Annotated in this window: 14 protein-coding genes; 8 read left to right on the top strand and 6 right to left on the bottom strand. The window is 53.9% G+C overall.

Going from position 1 to position 21,946, the window contains the following annotated elements; all coding sequences use genetic code 11:
- Window positions 1-9 precede the first annotated feature (9 nt).
- From J0A65_RS07870 to pdxR, 4 genes are all read right to left on the bottom strand, one after another.
- Window positions 10-1,374 (bottom strand): tetratricopeptide repeat-containing sulfotransferase family protein, encoded by a 1,365-nt coding sequence (locus tag J0A65_RS07870; protein WP_206593606.1) that lies wholly within the window; start codon window positions 1,372-1,374, stop codon window positions 10-12.
- Window positions 1,375-1,448: 74 nt separating this feature from the next.
- Window positions 1,449-3,938 carry a TonB-dependent receptor gene (locus J0A65_RS07865; RefSeq protein ID WP_206593605.1) on the bottom strand — a complete coding sequence of 830 codons (2,490 nt, stop codon included), beginning with the start codon at window positions 3,936-3,938 and terminating at the stop codon, window positions 1,449-1,451.
- A 98-nt stretch (window positions 3,939-4,036) separates the two neighbouring features.
- Window positions 4,037-4,918: a carbon-nitrogen hydrolase family protein gene (locus J0A65_RS07860; protein ID WP_206593604.1), complete on the bottom strand. Its 882-nt coding sequence runs from the start codon at window positions 4,916-4,918 to the stop codon at window positions 4,037-4,039.
- Between the two features lie 108 nt (window positions 4,919-5,026).
- On the bottom strand, window positions 5,027-6,838 hold the full coding sequence (pdxR, locus tag J0A65_RS07855) for a MocR-like pyridoxine biosynthesis transcription factor PdxR (RefSeq protein WP_206593603.1): 1,812 nt from the start codon (window positions 6,836-6,838) through the stop codon (window positions 5,027-5,029).
- Between the two features lie 186 nt (window positions 6,839-7,024).
- On the opposite strand from pdxR, the gene J0A65_RS07850 reads away from it, so the two are divergent.
- Window positions 7,025-9,550: a choice-of-anchor D domain-containing protein gene (locus tag J0A65_RS07850; RefSeq protein ID WP_206593602.1), complete on the top strand. Its 2,526-nt coding sequence runs from the start codon at window positions 7,025-7,027 to the stop codon at window positions 9,548-9,550.
- Between the two features lie 200 nt (window positions 9,551-9,750).
- Window positions 9,751-11,061, top strand: coding sequence for a DUF5690 family protein (locus J0A65_RS07845; RefSeq protein WP_206593601.1), 1,311 nt, complete (start codon window positions 9,751-9,753; stop codon window positions 11,059-11,061).
- Window positions 11,062-11,085: 24 nt separating this feature from the next.
- Here J0A65_RS07845 and J0A65_RS07840 read toward each other — a convergent pair whose 3' ends face one another.
- Window positions 11,086-11,781: an HAD family hydrolase gene (locus tag J0A65_RS07840; protein WP_206593600.1), complete on the bottom strand. Its 696-nt coding sequence runs from the start codon at window positions 11,779-11,781 to the stop codon at window positions 11,086-11,088.
- A gap of 412 nt (window positions 11,782-12,193) precedes the next feature.
- Here J0A65_RS07840 and J0A65_RS07835 point away from each other — a divergent pair, with 412 nt between their 5' ends.
- The 6 genes from J0A65_RS07835 to J0A65_RS07810 all read left to right on the top strand — a co-directional run bounded on the left by J0A65_RS07835 (window position 12,194) and on the right by J0A65_RS07810 (window position 19,990).
- On the top strand, window positions 12,194-13,339 hold the full coding sequence (locus tag J0A65_RS07835) for an iron-containing alcohol dehydrogenase (protein WP_206593599.1): 1,146 nt from the start codon (window positions 12,194-12,196) through the stop codon (window positions 13,337-13,339).
- Window positions 13,340-13,356: 17 nt separating this feature from the next.
- On the top strand, window positions 13,357-14,751 hold the full coding sequence (locus J0A65_RS07830; protein ID WP_206593598.1) for a hypothetical protein: 1,395 nt from the start codon (window positions 13,357-13,359) through the stop codon (window positions 14,749-14,751).
- The gene (locus J0A65_RS07825; protein ID WP_206593597.1) at window positions 14,738-16,114 is read left to right on the top strand and encodes a sigma-54 interaction domain-containing protein; all 1,377 of its coding nucleotides are present in this window, start codon (window positions 14,738-14,740) and stop codon (window positions 16,112-16,114) included. The genes J0A65_RS07830 and J0A65_RS07825 overlap by 14 nt, the downstream gene beginning before the upstream one ends.
- Window positions 16,111-17,562: an NAD-dependent succinate-semialdehyde dehydrogenase gene (locus J0A65_RS07820; protein WP_206593596.1), complete on the top strand. Its 1,452-nt coding sequence runs from the start codon at window positions 16,111-16,113 to the stop codon at window positions 17,560-17,562. Before J0A65_RS07825 ends, J0A65_RS07820 begins: the two co-directional genes overlap by 4 nt.
- Before the next feature lie 70 nt (window positions 17,563-17,632).
- Window positions 17,633-18,682 (top strand): cyclase family protein, encoded by a 1,050-nt coding sequence (locus J0A65_RS07815; RefSeq protein ID WP_206593595.1) that lies wholly within the window; start codon window positions 17,633-17,635, stop codon window positions 18,680-18,682.
- Between the two features lie 138 nt (window positions 18,683-18,820).
- Complete coding sequence (locus J0A65_RS07810; RefSeq protein ID WP_206593594.1) at window positions 18,821-19,990, top strand: porin; 1,170 nt, start codon at window positions 18,821-18,823, stop codon at window positions 19,988-19,990.
- 49 nt (window positions 19,991-20,039) lie between these two features.
- Here J0A65_RS07810 and J0A65_RS07805 read toward each other — a convergent pair whose 3' ends face one another.
- On the bottom strand, window positions 20,040-21,935 hold the full coding sequence (locus J0A65_RS07805; RefSeq protein ID WP_206593593.1) for a hypothetical protein: 1,896 nt from the start codon (window positions 21,933-21,935) through the stop codon (window positions 20,040-20,042).
- Between the last annotated feature and the right edge of the window lie 11 nt (window positions 21,936-21,946).

Raw genomic sequence — 21,946 nt, 5'->3', positions numbered from 1 at the left:
ATAGATTCCTTACAAAATAGGTTCGATACCCGCCGCTTGCAGGCGGCTGAGCATAGGTTGTAAATGGCGCTGATAATGCCGCCATTTGCCCAGTGACGAGGTGTACAAAGGTTGGCGCACCTGATTGGCACTGGCGGTGGTGGAGGCCTGACTGTTGTGCTCAAAGGCCAGGCATTCGTCCTGCCAGTCCAGCTCGCAATAGGCCAGCAGTTTTTGCAGTTCTGCACGGGGCGCTTGCACCAGCGCTTCATAATCCAGGGTGTAAATCACGCCCGGCATCACCTGATGCCAATGGGCCATCAACTGCCGGTAGCCAATAAAATACGCCGCCAGTTCGTCCTGCTGGTAGGAAAACGGATAGGCATTCTGAAACAGCTGCTTATACACCGCAAAGCAGGTATCCATGGGGTCACGCCGCACCTCAATAATCTTGGCATTGGGCAGGGCCAGATGAATTAATCCGGCATACAGATAATTAAAGGGTAGCTTATCAATTACCCGTGGTTCGGTGCCCCGCAGCGGCTTGAGGGAGTCCAGATAGGCCTGGCCGACCCTGGCAAAATCCAGCCTTGGTGATTGTGCAATCAGACTAAGTCGGTCCTGACATTGCAAGCCCTGGGCGCTGACTTCGGCCAGCATGGACAAGGCAAAATTGTTAATCTCGCCGCAGGAATGCACCTGGCAATGGGCCGACAACATCCGCTCCACTAGCGTGGTACCGGTGCGCGGCATGCCGATGATAAAAATAGGATCGGGCTGCATGCAGCCCTTTGGCTCGGCAAAGCGCTCGGCCGGGTAGGCCTTGGCAATAGCCTGCATCACCTGCAAATCGCCCTCAACCTGATAGTCCATATGCTGGCGACGCAGCTGTGCACCATCTTGCAGGGCCTGAAAGGATGCTTCGTAATCGCCCAAATCATCCAGTTCCTTGGCCAGTGCAAACTGCAAACTTACCTTAGCGGTGGGATGCTGGGCCTGCTGCAAGGCCTGGCGCAATTGCGGAATATGATTATCCGCCAGAGTCTGGGTAGTCAGCTGCGCCAGCAAATGCCAGGCTTCGTGATCCTGGGGATTCAGTGCCAGGGCCTTTTGCAGACTGCGCTGCGCCTGGTCTATGCGCCCGACAAAACGCTGCACTGTGGCCAGATTGTAGTGATGATCGGCCGCATCCGGGGCCAGTTGGACGGCCCGTTCAAACAGCCCCATGGCCTGGTCATAGTGTTTAAGCTGGTTGAATACCAAGCCCAGTTCGGAATGCCAGCGCGCCTGGTCGGGCAAAATGCTGGCCAGCCTCAGGGCTTCAGCCGTGGCCAGAGTAAGCTGGTTATTACCGAGTAGCTTTTTAATGCGGTTAAGTTGTTGATGTAAATCCATAGCCTACGACTGCTCTATACAATGGCCAGCGACACGGGCTTGTCGCCCGCATCGCCAATTAACCGCTTGTTCGCTCAGAACCGGTAACTGACATTCACACCCACAGTGCGAGGGCGGGAAATGTAGTTTTTCTGGTTGTTACCATAATAGTTCTCGAACACGCCGGTGTCGGTTCCCCAGTAACTGGCAGGATAGCTACCGGTTACCCCTTCCTCATTGGTCAGGTTTTTAATGTACAGCATGGCTGACCAATCGCCTTTGAGGAACTGCACTGAGGCATTCCACAGGGAGAAACTGTCAAACTCATCCTGTATGGGGCTGTTAGCCAGCACGGTATTCACCGAGTCTGACTGATAGTAACCGCTTAAACGGCTGACCATTTCCACATCCGCGCTCACCGCCATGCGATGCACGAAGTTGATGGAGGCCACATGTTCAGACACGCCAGGCAAACGGGTACCGGCCAGGGCGCTGACGCCGCCGGTTTGCGGCTGAATCAGATCGTCACTCAGTTCCGCGTCGGTATAGGAATAACCAAAGCGCATATTCAGTGCGTCGGTGAGGGCGAAGTTAGCCTCAAGCTCAATCCCCTGGGTTTCGGCCCGGTCACCGTTTTGGGCCATAAAGAAGCCCCACCAGGCGGTGGCCGTGTTCAACTGCGGGTCGTCCCACACCACTTTGTAAATGTCTGCCGAGTAGCTGAAGGTTTTGTGGTAACCCTTAATCCCCAGCTCATAGTTTTTCACCGTATCTTTGCCATACAAAGACGCGCTCTCAGGGTTCAGTTCCTGAAAGGGGCCACTGGTAGGTATGGCGTTGGAGCCGCCGCGACGGAAACCTTCTGAGTAGGTGGCGTACAGCATGGTGTCGTCACGCAGGTCATAAGACAGATTCAACTTGGTCTGAATGTCGTCCTCATCCTGACTGGGGAAAACCTCAAAGGGAATATCCTCAGGTTGCAGATAGGCAAAGAAGGTGGCGGTCTCGTTACTCAGGGTATTTTTAAACCAGCGTAAACCACCAGTAATGCGCAGGTCATCCGAGAAGTGATAGGTCAGTTCGCCGTACAGCGCTTTGTCTTTGAACTGCTCATTACGGATATAGCTGAAGTCCATATCGTTAACCGGCGTCACACCCGTCCACCAGGCACCGTTAGACGGGCAGCTGTCCCCCACTTCATTACAGGCAAAACCGTATTCGGTCAGACCGCGCAGATGGCTGAAGTTGGTGGTGGTGCGCTCCTGATCCATATAGAAAGCACCGATGACCCAATCCACCACCGCATCATTGTCGTTGGATACCAGTCGTAGTTCCTGGATAAATGCCTTGTCTTCAAACCCGGCTTCCACATGGGCGGCCGGACGCGGGTTGCCCGTGTACAGGGCATTAAACCAGTTGGTAAAACCTACCCCATTGCTGCGGTCCGTCACCCACATACTGGTGTTGTCACGCCAGCCACTGCCTTTATGGCGATAGTGGGACGTGCTGGAGGTGAGGGTGGCAAAGCCCAAATCCGCAGACACTTCCAAACTGGTCAGCGATACATCCCGTTCGGCTGGTTCCAGCAGTGTGGAGCCATTCTCATAGTCACCGTAGACGTTGCCCAGGTAGTCGGCACCAATAGTGACGGCGCGGCGTCCGCCGACTTCGTCATCCTGATAATTGTGGGTCAGCAGCAGTTCAATATCGTCGCTCAGATGCCAGATAAGCCCGGCGCGCAGATAGAAAATCTCGACCGTATCCACATCTTCTTTCGACTCATAGCAGGCACCGTTAAAGGCCAGCTCGCTGGCACTTAAGTTACTGCTAACCGACTGGCAACTGCCATCATCGGCTTTCACCAGCGGAATGCCCTTATCGTCTAACTGATAAAGGTTAACCTGGTCAATAACCCCGTCGTTATCCATCTGCCCGAAGGAAATACGAAAGGCTGCGTCGTCACCCAAAGGCTGGTTGAATACCGCATCAAAAGACAGGTTGTCGCCCTCTGAACCGTCAGTTTTACTCCAGTCCACTGCGACACTGCCTTCCTGTATAGCGGCATCGGGTTTGTTCATGATATAGCGCACCGTGCCGCCCAGCGCGCCGGAACCGTACAAAGTGCCCTGCGGGCCGCGCAGCACTTCCACCCGCTGAATGTCTTTAAGTAGGAAGTTGGCGTAAATAGGCGTGCTGTCCACGTAGGTGGATACTGTGGGTACGGTAGACTGCCCCACATCGGCACCGGATACACTGCCTTCAACGTTCACCCCGCGGATCACCATGCTGTTAGCGGTGCCGGAGTTGCGATGGCCACGATCAATCAGGGAAATACCGGCCACGGTACGCAGCAGTTCGGTGGATTCGACAATGTTCTGTCCTTCGATTTCCGCACCTTGTACCGCAGAAATATTGAAAGGCAGCTCTTCCTGCATCATTTGTCGTTGGGTTGCCGTCACCGCTATCCGTTCGATCACGCCTTTTTCTTGTTCCGCGTCTTGCGCCTGGGCATAACCAACCGACAGGCTGGCAATGGCACTCAGGGCCAGGGCGATTTTATTTTTGTTGAAGTTCAGTTGTGTCATTTGTCACCCGATTTATAGTTTTGGCTTGTTGCTTTTTTAAGCTAGGTGAAAAAAAAGGGCCTCGTTAGTACCAGTTATCACCTTATGTTGGTACCAATTCAGTCATCTTGTGGCGTGGTCGCGTCACCGTTCACCGGGCCGGGTACCTTAAGGGCACCAAGCTGGTTAAGGGCCTCTGATGGGGCCAGCGCGGCCTGATAAGCCGGGAAGACCACAGGATTATCGCGCAGGCTTTTGAGGGGTTGCCCCAGCCCCATTAAGCCGCGTTCCCTGGCTCGTCTGAGGGCGGTTAGATCCACTTCAAAGGTTATCACTTCGGCCTGGCCGGACGCCTGGTGCACAATGTTGCCGTCGAAGTCGCAAACAATCGAACAGCCGTTGCCTAGCGGCGGCCCCACATTGATGTCCACGAAGTAACACTGATTCATCACGGCATTGGCGCGCGCCATGACCATTTCCTGTTCACGGTCATTGGTGTTGGTCAAGGTGGGGTGAATAATCACTTCCGCCCCCATCGCCATCAGGCTGCGGGTGGTTTCCGGGAACCAGCCGTCGTAACAGATAGATACCCCAAAACGGCCGACCTGCGGCACATCAAACACCACAAAGCGGTCGCCGGGACAAACGCCCTTTTCATAGGGCAGAAAGGGGTAAATTTTACGGTAGCGGCTGACAATCTCACCCTGCGGATTGATCACCGGCGCGGTATTGTAAATATGCTCGCCATCGCGTTCGTAGTATGAGCCTGGTACCAGCCATACTCCCAGCTTGCGGGCCAGTGCAGAGAACCTCTGCTCGGTATCACCCCCGGCGGGCTCGGCCTTAGCTATATCAAAACCATGACTGGCCAACTCCCCGACCACCAGCATTTCCACCCAGGGGAAACGCTTTTTAACCCGGGTGATTTCAGCACAAATCAGGGCCACATTATTTTGTGCGGCGAGTTCCAGCTGTAACCCGGCAATGCCCATATAACTCATTGGCAATCCTTGTTTGGTGTTTGTTGTTCTCTGCTAGCCTAGGGGTAAGTGACCAAGACACCTAGATCCAGTTTATCCTCCTTGATGGATCCAAATGCCGATATCCGCTTATTTTGCATGCAGTACACCGTTGACGATCAACTCGCCATCCAGGTTGTACCATTGGATGCGATTGCCGATCAGCACCACTCTGAACTGCTGGCGCTGACCGTACACCCACTCCTGCCACTGGCGGCATAAAAGGTCACCCTCCACCCACCAGCGGCCGGTGTCACAGTCTTCATCCTGATAGCCGCAGCGCCCCACCATGTCTCCATTGGGATTAAAGTCGATGGTGTAGGGGTCGCCATACACAGTGGAGCTAATCAGCGTGGCATTGGCCAGGGCGCTGCTGAGTTTGTCCCCTGACACATAGGCCAACGGAATATCCGCCGCCGGGCTGGCTGAAGGCAGAGCCAGGCTGCGCAGTAACTTGGCAAGAATGCGGATACCTTCCTTGATTTTCTCCTTGGGCAGGCTGGTGATCCCCAGCCGGAAGGTATTTTTTGGCGCAATCCCGGTACCGTAATACTGGTGAATCGGCTCAATCAGAATGCCCTCACGGGCGGCGTGCCCGGCCAGTTCCTGCACATCGATATCATCATGCACCGTCACCCAATAGGCAGTGCCACCGGGGGCGGGAACAGTTTCTGCCAGGGCATGCAGGTTATAGTTAAGCGCATCGCGCAGGGCCATCCAACGGGATTTAAGGGTGTTATCCAGTTTGCGGATAAAGGCATCGTAATGCCCAAGGGACAGAAAATACGCCATGGCACGCTGGTTATTGCGCGGCGGATAGCCCGACAAAATCCGCCGCAAGGCCCGCGCCTCATTGATGATCTCCACCGGCCCCACCAGATAACTAAGACGTAACCCCGGCGACAGCACCTTGGACAGGCTGGACAAATAGATCACCCTGTCATCACGGTCAATGGCACGTAATGCCGGTAGCGGTGGGCCAAGAAAGTTATGCTCCAGCGAAGCATCATCCTCGATAATCAGGGCATTATGCGCAGCCGCTTCACGCAACAAAGCCTGGCGTCGCTCCAGCGGCATAGTGGCGTTGGTGGGTAATTGATGGCTGGGGGTCACATACACTAGTTCGCAACCCGCTAGCCCTGCATCCACCTGCATACCAGCGTCATCCACCGGCTGATAATGCACCTGGCCCTGCTGGTTTTGTACCAGTTGACGAAACACCGGGTTGCCGGGCTCTTCAATGGCCACGGTTTTACTGCTGTCTACCAGCAGATGACAAAGCAAATACAAGGCTTGTTGTTCGCTGGATACAATCAGAATCTGATTCTGACTGGCGGTAATGCCACGACTGGGTAACAGCTTAGTGCGAATTTCTTCCAGCAACTGCGGGTCGTCAGCATCGGTGGCAAAAGACGCCCATTCATTTACCTCCCGCACCCCCAGCGCCAGACGACTGGCCTCACGCCATTCATGTACCGGAAACAAACTGGTATCAAACAGATTATCCAGAAAGGGATAGGGGTAACGGTGCCAATCCAGCGGTACCCTAAATTCACTGTCGTTGCGGCCGGTTCGCACAAAAGCATGCTGCCAACGATTACGCTTGTTGCTGCTAAGCTCTTCGGCCGAAGCCAACTCAACCTTGCCATCAAAAATACGTTCGTTAACAAAAATGCCGCTGCGCTCGCGACTCACCAGATAGCCTTCGTCCATCAACTGCTGATAAGCCAGCAGCACGGTGTTACGGGAAATCTTCAATTGGTCTGCCAGTTTGCGCGAGGAAGGCAAGCGTTTACGGGCCGGCAATACCCCGGATAATATGGCTTCCACTAACTTCTGCCGTAGCTGGCATTGCAGGCTGAGCGCACTGTGTTTTTCTAAATAAATGATCGCCGCCGCCATATTTTCACCTTTTGTTAACACGCATTTTTTACGCTAAAGCAAATTCCTCTGTTACGCAATCTGGTCCCATCGACAGGGTAAATGTGGCACTAACCCTGCGATTAAAAAACCACCTAACGTTGGCACAACGCATCAAGATCCAAAGCACTTACCCGAACCATTGCGGACAACTAAAAGGTGATAACCATGAAAACCACGCACGTTCTGAGTGTCTTGCTGATGACATCCTGTATGTCATCCACGCAGGCCGAGGTGATTTTTTACGATGGATTTGAAAGCAACACTGCCAGCGGTTGGAACATCGCTGGCAATGTGGCGACATCAGGTACCCAGGCCATTGGCAATTACGCCCTGCGCCTGAAGCAAACGGCCAGTGCCTGGCATACGGTCAGCACTCAGGGCTACTCGGCTGTGACCGTACAATTGCGCATGGCGGCTACGGCGCTGGAAGCCAATGACAATGATCGCTGTATTGCTGAGCTGTCCAGTGACGGCGGGCAAAACTGGAGCAGTCTGATTGAGCTGACCGACGGAATGGACGATGCAAGCTTTCATACCGCCAGTCTCAGCAGCGCGGCGCTGGAGGATAACCCTAACTTACAAATACGTTTTCGTTCTCAGGCGGATGATCTGGGAGACTACTGCTGGGCCGATGAAGTGCAAGTTACTGGCACAGCGGGCGGGCTGACACCGGCCCCGGATATTGCTGTCAGCGGCAGTTTGAGCTTTGGATCGGTAGCCCTCAACAGTACCAGCAGCAGCACGCTGACGGTCAGCAACAACGGCAATGCAGATCTCTTAATCGGCACCATCAGCTATCCAACGTCGCCCTTTAACGTGCTGGCCGACAATTGCCAGCAAAGCACGCTGGTAGCCAACCAGCAGTGTCAGATCCAGGTGCAATTTGCGCCGACGCAGGCTGGCGCGGTAAGCGATCAGTTGCTTATCAACAGTAATGACGGTGACCAGCCCGTGGTTAGCCTGGCGGCCAGTGGCACTGGATCACAAAACCCAGGCGGCGTGGATGATTTTGACCCGCTCAGCGGCAACGGCAATGTCAGTCGCAGCGACCTGAGTTTTACCACCTTAAGCAGCGGGGCGGATCCGGGCAGTTTGGTGAACTTCTCCGCCTATGCGCTACCCGCCAATGCGGCGGCACCGACCAACACCTTTGAAGGTAGGTTGGTACTTACCAACGAGGCCACCCGCGGCGGATTTAACGAAGTAAAAGACAGTTTCCGCTACACCGGCAGCGGCGACACCACGCGCAAACATCTGCCTGAATTTGATTACCATTTTGTGCAAACCGGCAGTCATCTGGTGCCTGTGGAACGTGGCATGCTGGCCAATAGCCATCCTGAATGGGAATACATATTGGAACCGGGCCGGGTCTGGAATGAAAACGCTGATAATGGCTATACCCGCGCCGCACTGCCTTTCTCTTTGCAGCAAAAAAATGCCAACTGCATGCACAATGGCGTAATGACCTTTGCCTTTAAAGATGACGGCAGTATCACCCAGGTAGCCTATCAGATTGCCTCAGAAACCTGCTTGTACTTTAAGGCCGATATGTGGGGGTTACTGGGGGCGACCTACACACCAACACCGGTGGCTAACGCGCAAAATATTAAACTGGCCCATCAGGCCGAAGTGAACGCGCGTATTCCGGTTAAACCCATCAGCGACCTGGCGGTTGATTACCCCGGCACGCAGGTAGCGAATTTCAGCAGCAGTATCAGCAGCCAGCACATGACCTTATATGGTTTATATATCGACGGTACCCACTATCTGGGTGGCTGCCAGACCCGCCAGGGCGCCTATCCATATTGCGAGGTGCTGCGTGTTCCATCCTACTCCACCGCCAAAAGCAATTTTGCCGGTGTGGCGATGATGCGCCTGGAACAAAAGTACGGCAACGTGATGAACCAAAGCATCGCCGGTTTCATCGGCGCCTGTAACAGCAACGGCAACTGGCAGGATGTCAGCCTGGAAAATGCCGTGGATATGGCCACTGGCAACTATAACCTGAGTGGTTATATGAGTGACGAGGGTGCCACCCATACCAATGATTTGTTCCTGACCGAAGACCATGCCAGCAAAATTAATTACGCCTGTGGTGAATACAGTCGTAAGGCCACCCCAGGCAGCACTTGGGTATATCACACCTCAGACACCTACATTGCCGGTACTGTCATGCAGGCGATGGTGAAGCAGCAACAAGGCAGCAGTGCGGATATTTTTGCGGACATACTGCGTGACGAATTGTGGAAGCCACTGAATGTCGGTCAGTCGAGCCTGGCGACCCGCCGCACCTACGACAGTGTAGCGCAGCCCTTTGCTGGCTGGGGACTCAGTTACAATGCTGACGACACGGTGAAACTGGCGCGTTTTCTGTCCATTGACAACGGCATGCTGAACGGTCAGCAAATGCTGGACAGCAACGAACTGAACGCCGCTTTGCAACGCAACAGCAATGACCGTGGGCTGACCCCGACCAGCGGATTTAAATACAAAAACGGCTTCTGGGCCAAAGACATGTCTGCCGACACGGGTTGCAGCGATCTCTATGTGCCCTTTATGTCCGGCTATGGCGGGATCAGCATAGTGCTGCTGCCCAACGACAGCATTTACTATTACTTCAGTGATAACGATGAATTCGGTTGGGCCGACGCCGCCCTGGAATCCCATAATATCCGCAGCTTCTGTCCCTAGCAGGAGTTAATCACCGCGATAAATCAGCGCCGGGCGTACCTCGCCCGGCCTTATATATCCCACCAAGCTCAGTGAGCTGCGCGCCGGTGTTTATGGTGCATCTATTGTCCTTACCCATCGATACATGCTGTCAGCGGCGACCAACAAACTGTCATATTCGTCAGGTATCGTGCGGAGTAATCCTTTTTTTGGTTACGACTATGCCGTCGAAAATCCAAAACGTGCTGCAACGCTGCTCTACCCTATGGTTTGTTGTTTATGCGGCCAGTGCCGCGTTTATGACCTACTTTTGCATGTATGCGTTCAGGAAAACCTTCGCGGTAGGTAGCTTTACCGAACTGGATGGCTGGCAGTATGCGGTGGACTTTAAAACCGCGCTGATTTTGTCTCAGGTGCTGGGTTACGCCTTGTCCAAATTTATCGGTATCAAGGTAGTGTCGGAGATGACCCCCGGCAAACGGGCCTTTGCTATCCTGGCGCTGGTGATGGCTTCTGAACTGGCGCTCGTCCTGTTTGCTGTGCTACCAGGGCAATGGAAGCTACTGAGCTTATTTTTAAACGGCTTGCCCCTTGGCATGATTTGGGGCCTGGTATTCAGCTTTTTGGAAGGGCGGCGAGTGTCTGAGGTACTGGGCGCCGGTTTAAGCATCAGCTTTATTGTGTCTTCCGGGGTGGTGAAAACCGTGGGACAGTGGCTGATGTTGCAGTTCAATATCAGTGAATACTGGATGCCGGCATTAACAGGTATGCTGTTTACCCTGCCGCTGTTTATCTCGGTATTCCTGCTGGCCCAGATCCCTCCGCCCAACCAGCTGGATATTCAAGCCAGAAACCTGCGCCCGCCCATGACATCCGCTGACCGCTGGCGATTTTTCCATAAGTACATGCCAGGCCTGGTGCTGTTGATTTTGGCTTACGTGTTACTCACCGGCATTCGGGACTTTAGTGATAATTTTGCCGCGGAGATTTGGGCCAGCTTGGGCTTTGGTGATACCCCGGGGATCTTTTCCAAAGCCGCCCTGCTGACCTCCTTTATCATTCTGGGTCTGATAAGCCTGGTGATGCTGGTCAAAGACAACCTGACGGCACTGATGACCAACCATGGGCTTATAGTGCTGGGCATTATCACTATTGGCCTGTCGACCTTGCTCTACCAAGCGCGCTGGCTGGCCGGGGATGTGTGGATGACTATGCTGACCACAGGCATCTATCTGGCCTATGTGCCTTTCAATTGTCTGTTGTTCGACCGTTTGTTGTCGGCCGTGAATGACAAAGCCAATGCCGGCTTTTTAATTTACCTGGCCGATGCCATGGGTTATGCGGGTACAGTGGGTATTTTACTCTTCAAGCATTTCTTAAACCCCGAGCTGAGCTGGTTGCACTTCCTGCAACAAAGCGCCTACCTCATCAGTATTGTGGGTACCTTGCTGATGTTTGGCTCGGCGTATTTTTTCTACCGCCGCTTAGGGCCGCGCACCCTGCAGGTGCCTGCAACACAAAACGCCGGATAATCATCAGCAAAGCGCGAGGACAGGTCAGCCCGGCGACGAATCTGGCTGTCTAACAGCCCCTGAAGTGGCCTGCCATACCAAAGTAGGCCAGGCTCTATTGGCAGCCAGCGCGGCTAAGCCGGGATCCGGATTGATGCAAACCCCCTGGGTGGCAAAGCTCAGCATCGGTACATCGTTAATGGAGTCTGAGTAGGCAACATCCAGGTCGCTGAGGTTTCGGTACGCCAGCCATTTCTTAATTTTCTCCACCTTGCCTTCGCGGAAACTAAAAGGGGAAATGCTGCAATCTGTCAGCACCCCATCCTGTAAGGCCACATCGATACCTATTAGGTGTTCAACGCCCAGGAGCCTGGCTATGGGGCCAACAATCAAGGTGGGGCTGGCAGAGATCAGCAGCACCTGATCGCCTTGCTTGTGGTGCAGCTCTAGCTGCCTCAAGCCGTCGGTAAAAATGGCCGGTGCAATCCATTGCTCGACGAAAACCTCGAGCAGCGGGCGCAACTGTTCCGGTCTTTTCCCTCTGATGGGAGCCATCCAGGCCTGCATATACGCCTGCATGTCCATCACGCCGGTCTCATACCCCAGCATGATTTGCCTGCAGGTATGAAAGCTCTGGCCTGCTTCAGGAACAGATTCCCTCATCAGAAACTGCAGCCATGTCTGGGCGCTGTCAGTGCCAATCAATGTGCCATCAAGGTCAAATGCTACGGTCTTCGCCATCAACTCCCCAAGTAAACCGCATTAGATTGGCCATTATCGTTCGGCCTGCGGTCACCATGCTCCTCCATGGCCGCCCCAAAGATTGGACAATCCTATTAACTTCTCAGCTATTGAAACAAGCAAATATGACAAGTTGAAGTAATCACAGGTAATCATCAGGTAAATGTTAGTTAATCGTTCTATGCCAGCCTAAACCCCATGACCGGCACCACCAGTTAGTTGTTCAATAATGCAACACAACCGATTCCTTATGGAATCAATCTGATTCCAATAAAAATCAACACAACAAATGCTAATCTACTGTTAAAACGTAACCTGCTGAAATATTTAGAGTTACAAGATTTTAACAAAGCTGGCCCAATTGTTGCCTTAGTTAAACAACGGTAAAAATATCATCGACTGATTGAGAGTAATGCAAGTATCCCATTTTAAATCTGCAGGCAGGCTGATTACCGGCCAGGGTGCAACGGCGTCGCTCAAGGACGAGCTGTTGCGACTTAACATTCGCAAACCTTTTGTTGTCACAGACCCCGGTGTTTATCAATCGGGTGCCCTTGAGCATATTCTCTGCCAGCTTGAGAAAGACGTGGCGGTTTACAAAGACATTCCCCCGGAGCCGGAAATCGAAGTAATCGAAAACTGCCTGGCCGAATTCAACGCCAATGCCTTTGACGGCATTATTGCCGTGGGCGGTGGCAGCGCTATCGACAGCGCTAAAGTGCTGGCAGTAGCGGCCAGTCAACAAGGAGATATTGCTTCCCTGTTTGGCACCGACCAGGTGAAAGGCCGGCATATTCCGCTTATCGCCATTCCCACCACCGCAGGTACCGGCTCAGAGGTGACCAACATTGCGATTTTGTCGGACCCGGCAGAGCAGTTAAAAAAGGGCATCGTCAGTGATTATTTGCTGCCGGACGTGGCCATTGTCTCCCCGGAGATGACCCTAAGCTGTCCTAAATCGGTAACGGCCGCCAGTGGCATCGATGCGCTGGTGCATGCCATTGAGTCTTACTTGTCGGTACATGCCAATGCGGTGACTGATGCACTGGCGATTAAAGCCATGCAACTGATTTACCCTGCTCTGCCCAAAGCCTATGCCAGGGGCGATAACATCCAGGCCAGGGAACATATGGCCACCGGCAGTTTGCTGGCAGGTTTAGCATTTGGTAATGCCGGTGTAGGGGCGGTGCATGCCCTGGCCTATCCACTTGGCGGGCGCTACCACTTGTCACACGGGCTGAGCAACGCGGTGATGTTACCCCATGTGCTGCAATGGAATCTGATGGCCAGCCGGGAACGTTTTACCGATATCGCTGCCGCAATTGGCTTACCCAGCCACGGTCGCAGCCAGCAGGAAATCGGCCAAAGCGTGGTGGATGCCATTACCACCTTGTGCCGCGAAGTCGAAATACCGGCGCGCTTGCGTGAATTCTCGATTCAGGAAAATGACATTCCCTTGTTAGCCAGAGAAGCCAGCAAAGTGACACGCTTACTAAGCAATAACCCGCGCGCCCTGAGTGAGTCAGATATTGAGCGCATTTACCGCGCCGCCTACTAATAACAATGAGTAAAAGCATGAGCAGCAACCAGCCCCCAGTCAGCCAGGAAGCCCCGTATTTTGGCTTCGGCCCGTTTAAGATCCGCCTGCCTTTTGTCCACTACCGATTGGAGTTGCCGGATTATTTGCAGGGCCTGCTGATGTGTGCGGTGGACTTGGCCGCCATTCCGCTGATGACGGAAATTCTGGGCATGCCATTCGAGGCCGCGCTGGCCATAGTGATGCTAAACGGCTTGTTGTACTTGCTGCATCACCTGCTTGGTGACCCGGTTATTCCAGGTTGGATCACCCCGGCCATTCCGCTTCTGATGGCTTATGTGGAAGCCTTTGACCCCGGCACCGACAGAGTACACGCGCTGATTGCCTTTCAGATGATGCTGGGACTGTTGGTGATACTGCTGGGTAAAACCGGCATGGCTGCCAGGGTTGTGCATCTCATCCCCCATGCGATCAAATCCGGCATCATTATTGGTGCAGGGCTGGCTGCCGTGGCGGTGGTGTTTAAAGAAGGCGGTCGCTTTGATAGCTACCCTATCACCATCAGCATCGCGGTGGGCGTGGCCTTTTATCTGATTTTCTCCGGTCACTTCGCCCGTTTGCGCCAGCGCGGTCATATCTGGGCCACCGTAGGTAAACTCGGCGTCTTCCCTATCATTATCCTGGCGGTCATTGTGGCACCGCTGGTCAATGAAGCACCCTGGCCCAATGTGGAATGGGGTTTCACCCAGCCGGATTTTGCCCTGATGTGGAACCAGTACACGGTATTCGGGGTAGGTTTACCACCGCTTAGCATGTTCCTGACCGCACTGCCTACCGTGCTGGCCACCTATATCGTGGTGTTCGGCGATGTACTGCAAACCAAAGCTATTTTGCAAGAAGCGGATGAGGTTCGTCAGGACGAGAAAATTGACTACAACCCTAACCGTTCACATCTGATCTTCGGTGGTCGCAACCTGTTTATGAGCATATTCGGACCGGACGTAGTGATGTGTGGCCCACTATGGGCCGCCATGCATGTGGTGACAGTTGAGCGATATAAGCAGGGCAAGCAAGCCATGCAGAGTATCTTTGGCGGCTCCGGCTCTTTCCGCTGGGGCACCAATACCGGCCTGTTGTTGCTGCCCATCGTCAGTCTGGTGCAGCCCATACTGGGGGTGGCCCTGGCCCTGACACTGCTGATTCAAGGCTTTGTCAGTGTGCGAATCGGCATTATGGAATCCCGCAGTCAGCGAGACCTAGGCATAGCAGGGGTCATTGCCGCCGTACTGACCGTAAAAGGCGCGGCCTGGGCATTCGCCGTGGGACTGGCTCTGGTCGTCCTTATCTACGGCCGGGACGCGTTGCGCGGTGAAGTGGACCGCACTTTTGTAAAAGATCAACAGCATAAGGATAACCAACATGACGCGCTTTGATGTCGATGCACTGCAACCGGTACTCGACGCCCTGCAGGACGGTGTTTATATCACCAATGGTGAAGGTCTGACCCTGACCATCAATCAGGCCTATGAACGTATTACCGGATTGCAGCGCCACAAGATAGTCGGCAAGCACATGAGTGAACTGGTGCAGCAGGGCTATATTTCCAAGTCGGCCAGCCTGGAAGTGATCCGCGAGCGTCAGCCTGTGACCTTGGTGCAGACCATTATGGGCGATCGCAAGATCCTGGTCAGTGGTAACCCCATGTTTGACGACCAGGGACGTATTGAGCTGGTCGTCACCAACGTGCGCGATGTGACCGAACTGCTCAGAGCCAAACATGCCGAAGAACAACTGGAACAATTGCTCAGTCGCTTTGAGCAATATGCCAATGAGTTACCCGAAACCGGCCAGCAAAACGGCTTGCTGGTCGGCAAGAAAACCCAGGAATGTTACGCCCTGGCCAAGCGCATTGCCCCAACTCAGGTCAAGATATTGATTCAGGGCGAAACCGGCACAGGTAAAACCCAGTTGGCCCGCTATATCCACCAGCAAAGTGACAGAGCAGATAACCCCTTTATCGCCTTGAACTGTGCGGCGATGCCGGAAGGCCTGATTGAGGCCGAACTCTTTGGTTATGTGCCTGGTGCCTTTACCGGTGCCTCCACTAAAGGCAAAGCAGGCTTATTGGAAGTGGCTAACGGCGGTACCTTGTTTCTGGACGAAATCGGCGATTTGCCCTTGGCCTTGCAAGCTAAGTTGCTCAAGGTCATCGAGGACAATAAATACCTGCCCATCGGCGGCACTAAGCTGAAATCCACCAACATCAGAATGATCACGGCCACCCACCATGACCTGGCGGCGGCCACACAGCAAGGTCGTTTTAGGGAAGATTTGTTCTACCGCATCAGTGTGATGCCGCTAACCCTGCCGCCACTCAGACACAGACAGGAGGAAATCCTGCCCCTGTTTAACCATTACTTAGCGCAGTTCTGCGAGCAGTATCAGTGTTCGCGCCAGCTTAGCCCGGAAGCCACCGAACTGCTGATGCAGTATGAATGGCCGGGCAATATCCGTGAGCTGATCAACCTGGCTGAACGCCTGGCAATCAGCACCAGAGAGGAAGAAATTCAGGTGCAGGATCTGCCAGCGGAACTGCGTTTCTTAAATCTGTCCCCCAACGAACATGTGGGCGGCGGCCTCAAAGATCAGGTGGCCGCACTGGAACACCGTCTAATTGAGTCGGCCCTGGCGCAATACGGTACCACCCGGGCGGCGGCGGCGGCACTGGGGATCAATCAATCCACCTTGGTGAAAAAGCGCCAGGCTTTCCAATTGACGAACAAGGCATCATCGTGAAGTTAACCGAGCTAGAGATTTTTAAACAGCATTGTCTTATCAATGGCCAGTGGACAAGCGCCGACCACAGCATGTCGGTGACCAATCCGGCCAGCGGCGACGTTATCGCCCAGGTGCCTGATTTATCCGCAGCGCAGGTGAATGAAGCCATAGTCCATGCCCAGCAGGCCATGCTCAGCTGGCGGGCATTGTCACCGGCTCAGCGCGGCGCACTGCTCAAAGCCTGGTATGCCCTGATCATGGCCCATCAGGATGAACTGGCGCTGATCATGACCTCAGAGCAGGGTAAACCCCTGAGTGAGGCCAAAGGCGAGATTGCCTATGCCGCCAGCTATGTGGAATGGTTTGCCGAAGAAGCCATGCGCATTCAAGGCGAAGTGCTGCCTGCCGCCAATACGCAGCAACGTATTATTGTCACCAGAGAACCGGTAGGCGTCTGCGCTGCCATTACTCCCTGGAATTTCCCGGCCGCCATGATCACCCGAAAAGTGGCACCGGCCCTGGCCGCCGGTTGCAGCATGCTGGTTAAACCGGCCCAGCAGACCCCGCTGACCGCCTTGGCCCTGGGCGAACTGGCCTGCCGGGCCGGTATCCCTGCCGGGGTACTGCAGATTGTTACCGGTGATGCCCGCACTATAGGTGAAGCATTGACCGCCAATCCTATCGTCAGAAAACTGAGTTTTACCGGCTCCACCCGCATCGGTTCGTTGTTAATGGCGCAGTGTGCCAAAGACATAAAACGCCTGTCGCTGGAGCTCGGCGGCAATGCGCCCTTTATCGTCTTCGACGATGCCGATGTGGAACTGGCGGTAGCCGAACTGATAAAAGCCAAGTTCAGAAACGCCGGACAAACCTGCATATCCCCCAACCGGGTGTATGTGCAGGAAGATCTGATGCCGGCCTTCACCGCTCGGTTAGTCGAGCAAGTTTCACAACTGCGCCTGGGTGATGGCCTTGCACCTGACACTCAGATTGGCCCCCTTATCGATGCGGCCGCCGTTGCCAAAGTGGAAGCCCATGTGGCTGATGCGCTCAGCGCTGGTGCTACCTTGCTGTGCGGCGGTGAGCGCTTGTCGGCACTACATAACTGGTACAAGCCAACCGTGTTAGCAAAGGTGCCGCCTACCGCGCAATGTGCCTGTGAAGAAACATTTGGCCCGCTGCTGCCGCTTATCTCTTTTAGTACCGAACAACAGGTTATTGGCTACGCCAATGACACCCCATTTGGTCTCGCTGCCTACTTGTTTTCAGACAATCTGCACCGCGTACAACGTGTGGTAGAACAAATTGAAAGCGGCATGGTGGGGATCAATACCGGCGTAATTTCTGCTGCCAACGCTCCTTTTGGTGGGGTGAAAGCCAGCGGACTTGGACGCGAAGGTGCCCATGTCGGCATCGAAGAATATCTGGAAATGAAGTACCAGTGTTACGGCATTAAACGCCACTAACACCCTACCGGATGCTCCCTGCCTAAGCTCACAGAAGCGGGCAGAGAATTAATAACAACAGGAGAAAAACATGTTCAACATCCACACCCGTGCACTTGGCACTATCGCCTCGATTGTCGGTTTCACACTGCTTGGTGTCACCGCCACGCAGACCATTGCGCAGGAAAGCCCAATGGCAAGTATTCAAAAGGACATGCCTAATAACTGGGGTAAATGGGGTAAAGAAGACCAGATTGGTGCCCTCAACTACCTTGATGCAGCCCAAGTAAAACGTGGCTTGGCGGCGGCTAAACAAGGTACCAAGTTCACTCTGCAGTTGCCCATGATCCACGGTGTCGGCCCGGTTTTCCCTGGCCGTGTGCCCGTTATGCACTTTATGTCTCAGGATGAAGGTCTGTACTCAGCGGACAAATCTGCCCCGCTGGCCGGTGGCATGAAGTATTCAGACGATGCGGTCTTTATGTACCTGCAAGGCACCACGCACGTGGATGCCCTGGGACATGCCTGGTATGACGATAAGGTATATAACGGTAAATCTTCCGATACCACAGTACATGGGCACAGCTTTGTCAGCATTTCCGAACTGGGTGATGAAGGCATAGTCGGCCGCGGTATTCTGCTGGATATTGGCCGCCTTAAAGGTGACAAGAATCATCGTCTGGCCCCTAATGAATGCGTGACGCTGGCGGATCTGAAAGCCGCTGAAAAGCGCCAGAAAACCAAGGTAGAGAAGCGCGATATTCTGGTGATCCGTACCGGCTCCATGGGCCGTTTCTACGACAAAGAAGATGCCAAAAACTGGTCAGCCTTAACCGAGCCAGGCCTGTGCTACGGCAAGGACCTGATCAAGTGGATAGATGACATGGAAATTCCGGTTATCGCGTCTGACAACCTGGCGGTTGAGAAGTCATTCCAGAAGATTGACGGCCAAGACTATGTTATCCCGCTGCACGGTGCGTTGATCCGCGACCTGGGTGTGGTGCTGACCGAATTGTACTGGTTGGACGATATTGCCGAAGCCAGTGCCAAAGACGGCCAATACAGCTTCTTCTTCTCCGCCACGCCACTGAAGATGGAAGGCGGCACAGGCTCACCGGTTAACCCACTGGCGATCCGCTAACCACACACAGCTCCCGTTTTCTGCAAGCTACGCAGCGCCTTCACTTTCAGAAGGCGTGACGGGATCGCTGTGTCTGAAATAACCCTTTTATCGGCCCGGCAACCCATGCCGGGCTCAGGACACAAGTGGATAAAGACAATGAAAAGAACACAATTACGCTTAACGGCATTGGCTGCAGCAACAGCCGCCGCTCTTGCCACACCCGCCCAGGCAGTTGAAATTACTCAGGGTGACTGGTCGTTTAATTTCAACGGTTTTGTCAACACCCATGCCTTGTATGTGAGCTGTGATGACAGTGGTAATACGGTGGCTGGTAATGCCCTGCTTTGTCAGGGCGACGACGCCAGTTCGGTATCGAACGGCTACAGCCCGGCCAGCTTCAGTTTCAGCGCGGGCACCTCAAAAAACGGCTGGGATCTTAAGGCCACCCTGGCCATCGAACCCGGCAATACCGATAACACGGCGTTTAACGGCAGTGGCGATAACAAAGCCTATCGCGCATTTTTTACCGTCGGTAATGCCGAATACGGCACCTTAAAGGCCGGACGCGACTACGGGGTGTTCGGCATTGATATCGTGCTGGAAGATATGTCGCTGGGTGGCGTGGGTGCGCCAGCCAGTATTACCTCGCCACTGAACACCAGTTTGGGTGGTGCCGGTTACGGCTATATTTTTACCGACAGGTTGTCGCAAATCACCTATAGCTACCAGAGTGAGAGTGGCATTGATGCGGTAGTGGGCATTTACCAGCCGTTGGATTTAGTTTCATTCGGCGGTAACGGTTACGTGGGTGACACCGGCTCCAGCCGCCCGGGTATTCACGGCAAATTGCGCTACAACGCAGACAAAGGCTATATCTCCACCACCTTTATCAGCCAGGATGTCGATCTCCCGCAAAACGGCTACACGGCGTCGGCTATCGACGTTACGGCGGCGTTCGATTTGGGTAACACTCACCTGGTGCTGTCTGGTTTCACCGCCAAGGGCATGGGCTACTATGGCCTGTTAATTGACGCTGCGGATGCCACGGGTGAGGCGCGGGACAGTGACGGCTGGTTTGCCCAGGCTACCCACCTGTTCGGCAAAACCAAAGTGGGGATTAACTATGGTCGTTCCAGCGTCGACTTAACCGCCAACGACAGTCTGGTGCAGGTTAAAGATCAAACCAAAGCGACATTCGGCGTATATCACCCGGTTTTGGATCTGTTCACCCTGGCGGTGGAAATCTCGGATGTGCAGGCGCAAAATCACTTGGGTGATGAACTGGACAATACCGCCTTCAGCGTTGGCGTAATGACCAGTTTTTAATCATAACAGCATGACGGCGTAAGACTACGCCGTCATTTCTCTGCAGCCGCTAGCGTCTTGCCAAGTCACTTTCTGACTCCGACAAATTCCATTCAGCATGCTCCTGCATTGCTTCTCTGGCCAGTTCAGTCAGTAGTTTATCAGTCTGCGCTTTCGTCAGGTTCTGCGCCAATAAAAACCTCGCCCTTTCATAAAATACCTGCATATGTGCGAAGCCCGCGCTCGCAGAACGGTAGTTTGCCAACTCCACCCACAGAGCTATCACACCGCCGAGCATCACCAGAAACTGCACGGTCAGCATTACACCTGTGTCCCATTCACACCATAACCAGGGCAAGAAACCATTGGACAGCTGATTGAGTTCGCAGCGGTTAATGTTGTGTACATAGGCTTCCAACGGGTACTGCCACAACAGCCAGCCATGCACCAGCAACATCACGGCCCCCAGTATCACGGCGGCAATAAAGAGTTGGTAAGACGTGCGATTGAAAATCTGCATGGCCAGTTTCGGCTGTTTGTTAATCCAGTGAATTTTACTTTGGCGTGTGGTTTGCAATTTACTGTCCAGATAACTGGCTTGACCGCCTATCCACTGTTCTTTTACATGACCAAGATTGCCTTGATAGCTAATTTGGAAGGTCTCGCGTTTTTTCCACCAGACCATCTCACCCAGGGCGTTGGCCTGGCTAACCAGCGGAAAACTGCTGCGATAGCGCCTGGGAATCATGGGCGGTAAAGACGGCGGCACATCAGCAAGATTCAAGTAACCACGCAAGCGCAGGGATTCGGCAACCATGCGATTCAGCTGATAACGCCATTTCAGTCGGGCCATTTTGGCCCCAAGAATAATAATAAAGGAGAACAAAACCACGGCTAAAACAGCGCCTATGACAAGCAGTCCGCCAAGGGTATTTAGCAAGTTAGACACGGTTTCGTAGGCTAGCAGACCTAAAAAGGCAAACGCCATAAAGAACAAGAGCTGCGAGCGGTAACGGCTTTGCGCCTTAATCGCCACCTTGTCGGCCTTGGAGAAAATACCACAGCGCCCGTCCAGCCCCTGTTCCAGCAGTTTGTCATTAGCACAGTCGCCTTGCATTCTCTCGCCATTAAACTGTTTCAGCTGTCGCACCAGCGCAATAAATTCCTCCCTGAGGCTCAAGGTTAAAGGTGACGCTTGAGCTGGAGGATGACTATGGCTAAGGTAAACCGGCGCCTGTTCCTCTGCGTCCGGGTTCAGGTGCTGCAGGCCAGAAGTCAAATCCAAAGCGGGATTTTCTGCTGTACGTTCAACCAAAATGTGCTGCAGTACACCGCCCGGCAGGCCATCAAAATACCCGACCGGCTGCAAACCAGGATGCACCCTATCGGTGGAAACACCCGGCATGCCGCACTTGAGCTTAACCACATCGGCTGTACCGCCAACTTTATCGCTGTCTTTGCCATCCCATAGCGTCAGCAACACATTAGTGTAACGGCTTAAAAATGCTCCTTGGTTAAGGTACAACTGAGCGCGGCTCTCGCCATAGCTTAAATCGGTGTAGGCCCTTTGCAGCGACTCATCAGACATATTTGCCGCGGTAACAATATGATTTTCATCGTACTTGTTAATGTAATAGTCATATTTGGTTTGCCAGGCAGGCTCAACGTCGGCAAAATCCGCCCGAAAATGCTCCTTGGGCATAGGCAGAACCGGAATCACATCGCAATTACCCGTATACCAGTCCGGCTCGCCTTCCATCAAGGCTTCCAGAGCATCAATGGCAAGTAAATCCGGCCCGGCCGCCATACCGGTTAGCAGCCAGATGGGGGTTTGCTCCCCCACTTGTGCCCGCCAGTGTTTAAGCGCAGTCATAATGGCCTGAACTATCTGGCTGTCATCGGCCTTACCGCTGGCATCGCGCAGCACGGCATTGCGGTGGCCGGTAATGCCAATCAACAAGGGCATACAATGATTCA

Source organism: Bowmanella yangjiangensis (genome assembly GCF_017255015.1).
Taxonomy (GTDB): domain Bacteria; phylum Pseudomonadota; class Gammaproteobacteria; order Enterobacterales; family Alteromonadaceae; genus Bowmanella; species Bowmanella yangjiangensis.
Note: the sequence above shows the minus strand (reverse complement) of the source record. Positions and strands in the feature narration are given on the sequence as shown.

Excerpts from the sequence above, each read along its gene's own strand:
- J0A65_RS07825 (WP_206593597.1), top strand. The coding sequence starts at position 14,738 with ATGACGCGCTTTGATGTCGATGCACTGCAACCGGTACTCGACGCCCTG.
- J0A65_RS07845 (WP_206593601.1), top strand. The coding sequence starts at position 9,751 with ATGCCGTCGAAAATCCAAAACGTGCTGCAACGCTGCTCTACCCTATGG.
- J0A65_RS07835 (WP_206593599.1), top strand. The coding sequence starts at position 12,194 with ATGCAAGTATCCCATTTTAAATCTGCAGGCAGGCTGATTACCGGCCAG.
- J0A65_RS07830 (WP_206593598.1), top strand. The coding sequence starts at position 13,357 with ATGAGCAGCAACCAGCCCCCAGTCAGCCAGGAAGCCCCGTATTTTGGC.
- J0A65_RS07840 (WP_206593600.1), bottom strand. The coding sequence starts at position 11,781 with ATGGCGAAGACCGTAGCATTTGACCTTGATGGCACATTGATTGGCACT.
- J0A65_RS07870 (WP_206593606.1), bottom strand. The coding sequence starts at position 1,374 with ATGGATTTACATCAACAACTTAACCGCATTAAAAAGCTACTCGGTAAT.
- J0A65_RS07815 (WP_206593595.1), top strand. The coding sequence starts at position 17,633 with ATGTTCAACATCCACACCCGTGCACTTGGCACTATCGCCTCGATTGTC.
- J0A65_RS07850 (WP_206593602.1), top strand. The coding sequence starts at position 7,025 with ATGAAAACCACGCACGTTCTGAGTGTCTTGCTGATGACATCCTGTATG.
- J0A65_RS07865 (WP_206593605.1), bottom strand. The coding sequence starts at position 3,938 with ATGACACAACTGAACTTCAACAAAAATAAAATCGCCCTGGCCCTGAGT.
- J0A65_RS07860 (WP_206593604.1), bottom strand. The coding sequence starts at position 4,918 with ATGAGTTATATGGGCATTGCCGGGTTACAGCTGGAACTCGCCGCACAA.
- pdxR (WP_206593603.1), bottom strand. The coding sequence starts at position 6,838 with ATGGCGGCGGCGATCATTTATTTAGAAAAACACAGTGCGCTCAGCCTG.
- J0A65_RS07805 (WP_206593593.1), bottom strand. The coding sequence starts at position 21,935 with ATGCCCTTGTTGATTGGCATTACCGGCCACCGCAATGCCGTGCTGCGC.
- J0A65_RS07810 (WP_206593594.1), top strand. The coding sequence starts at position 18,821 with ATGAAAAGAACACAATTACGCTTAACGGCATTGGCTGCAGCAACAGCC.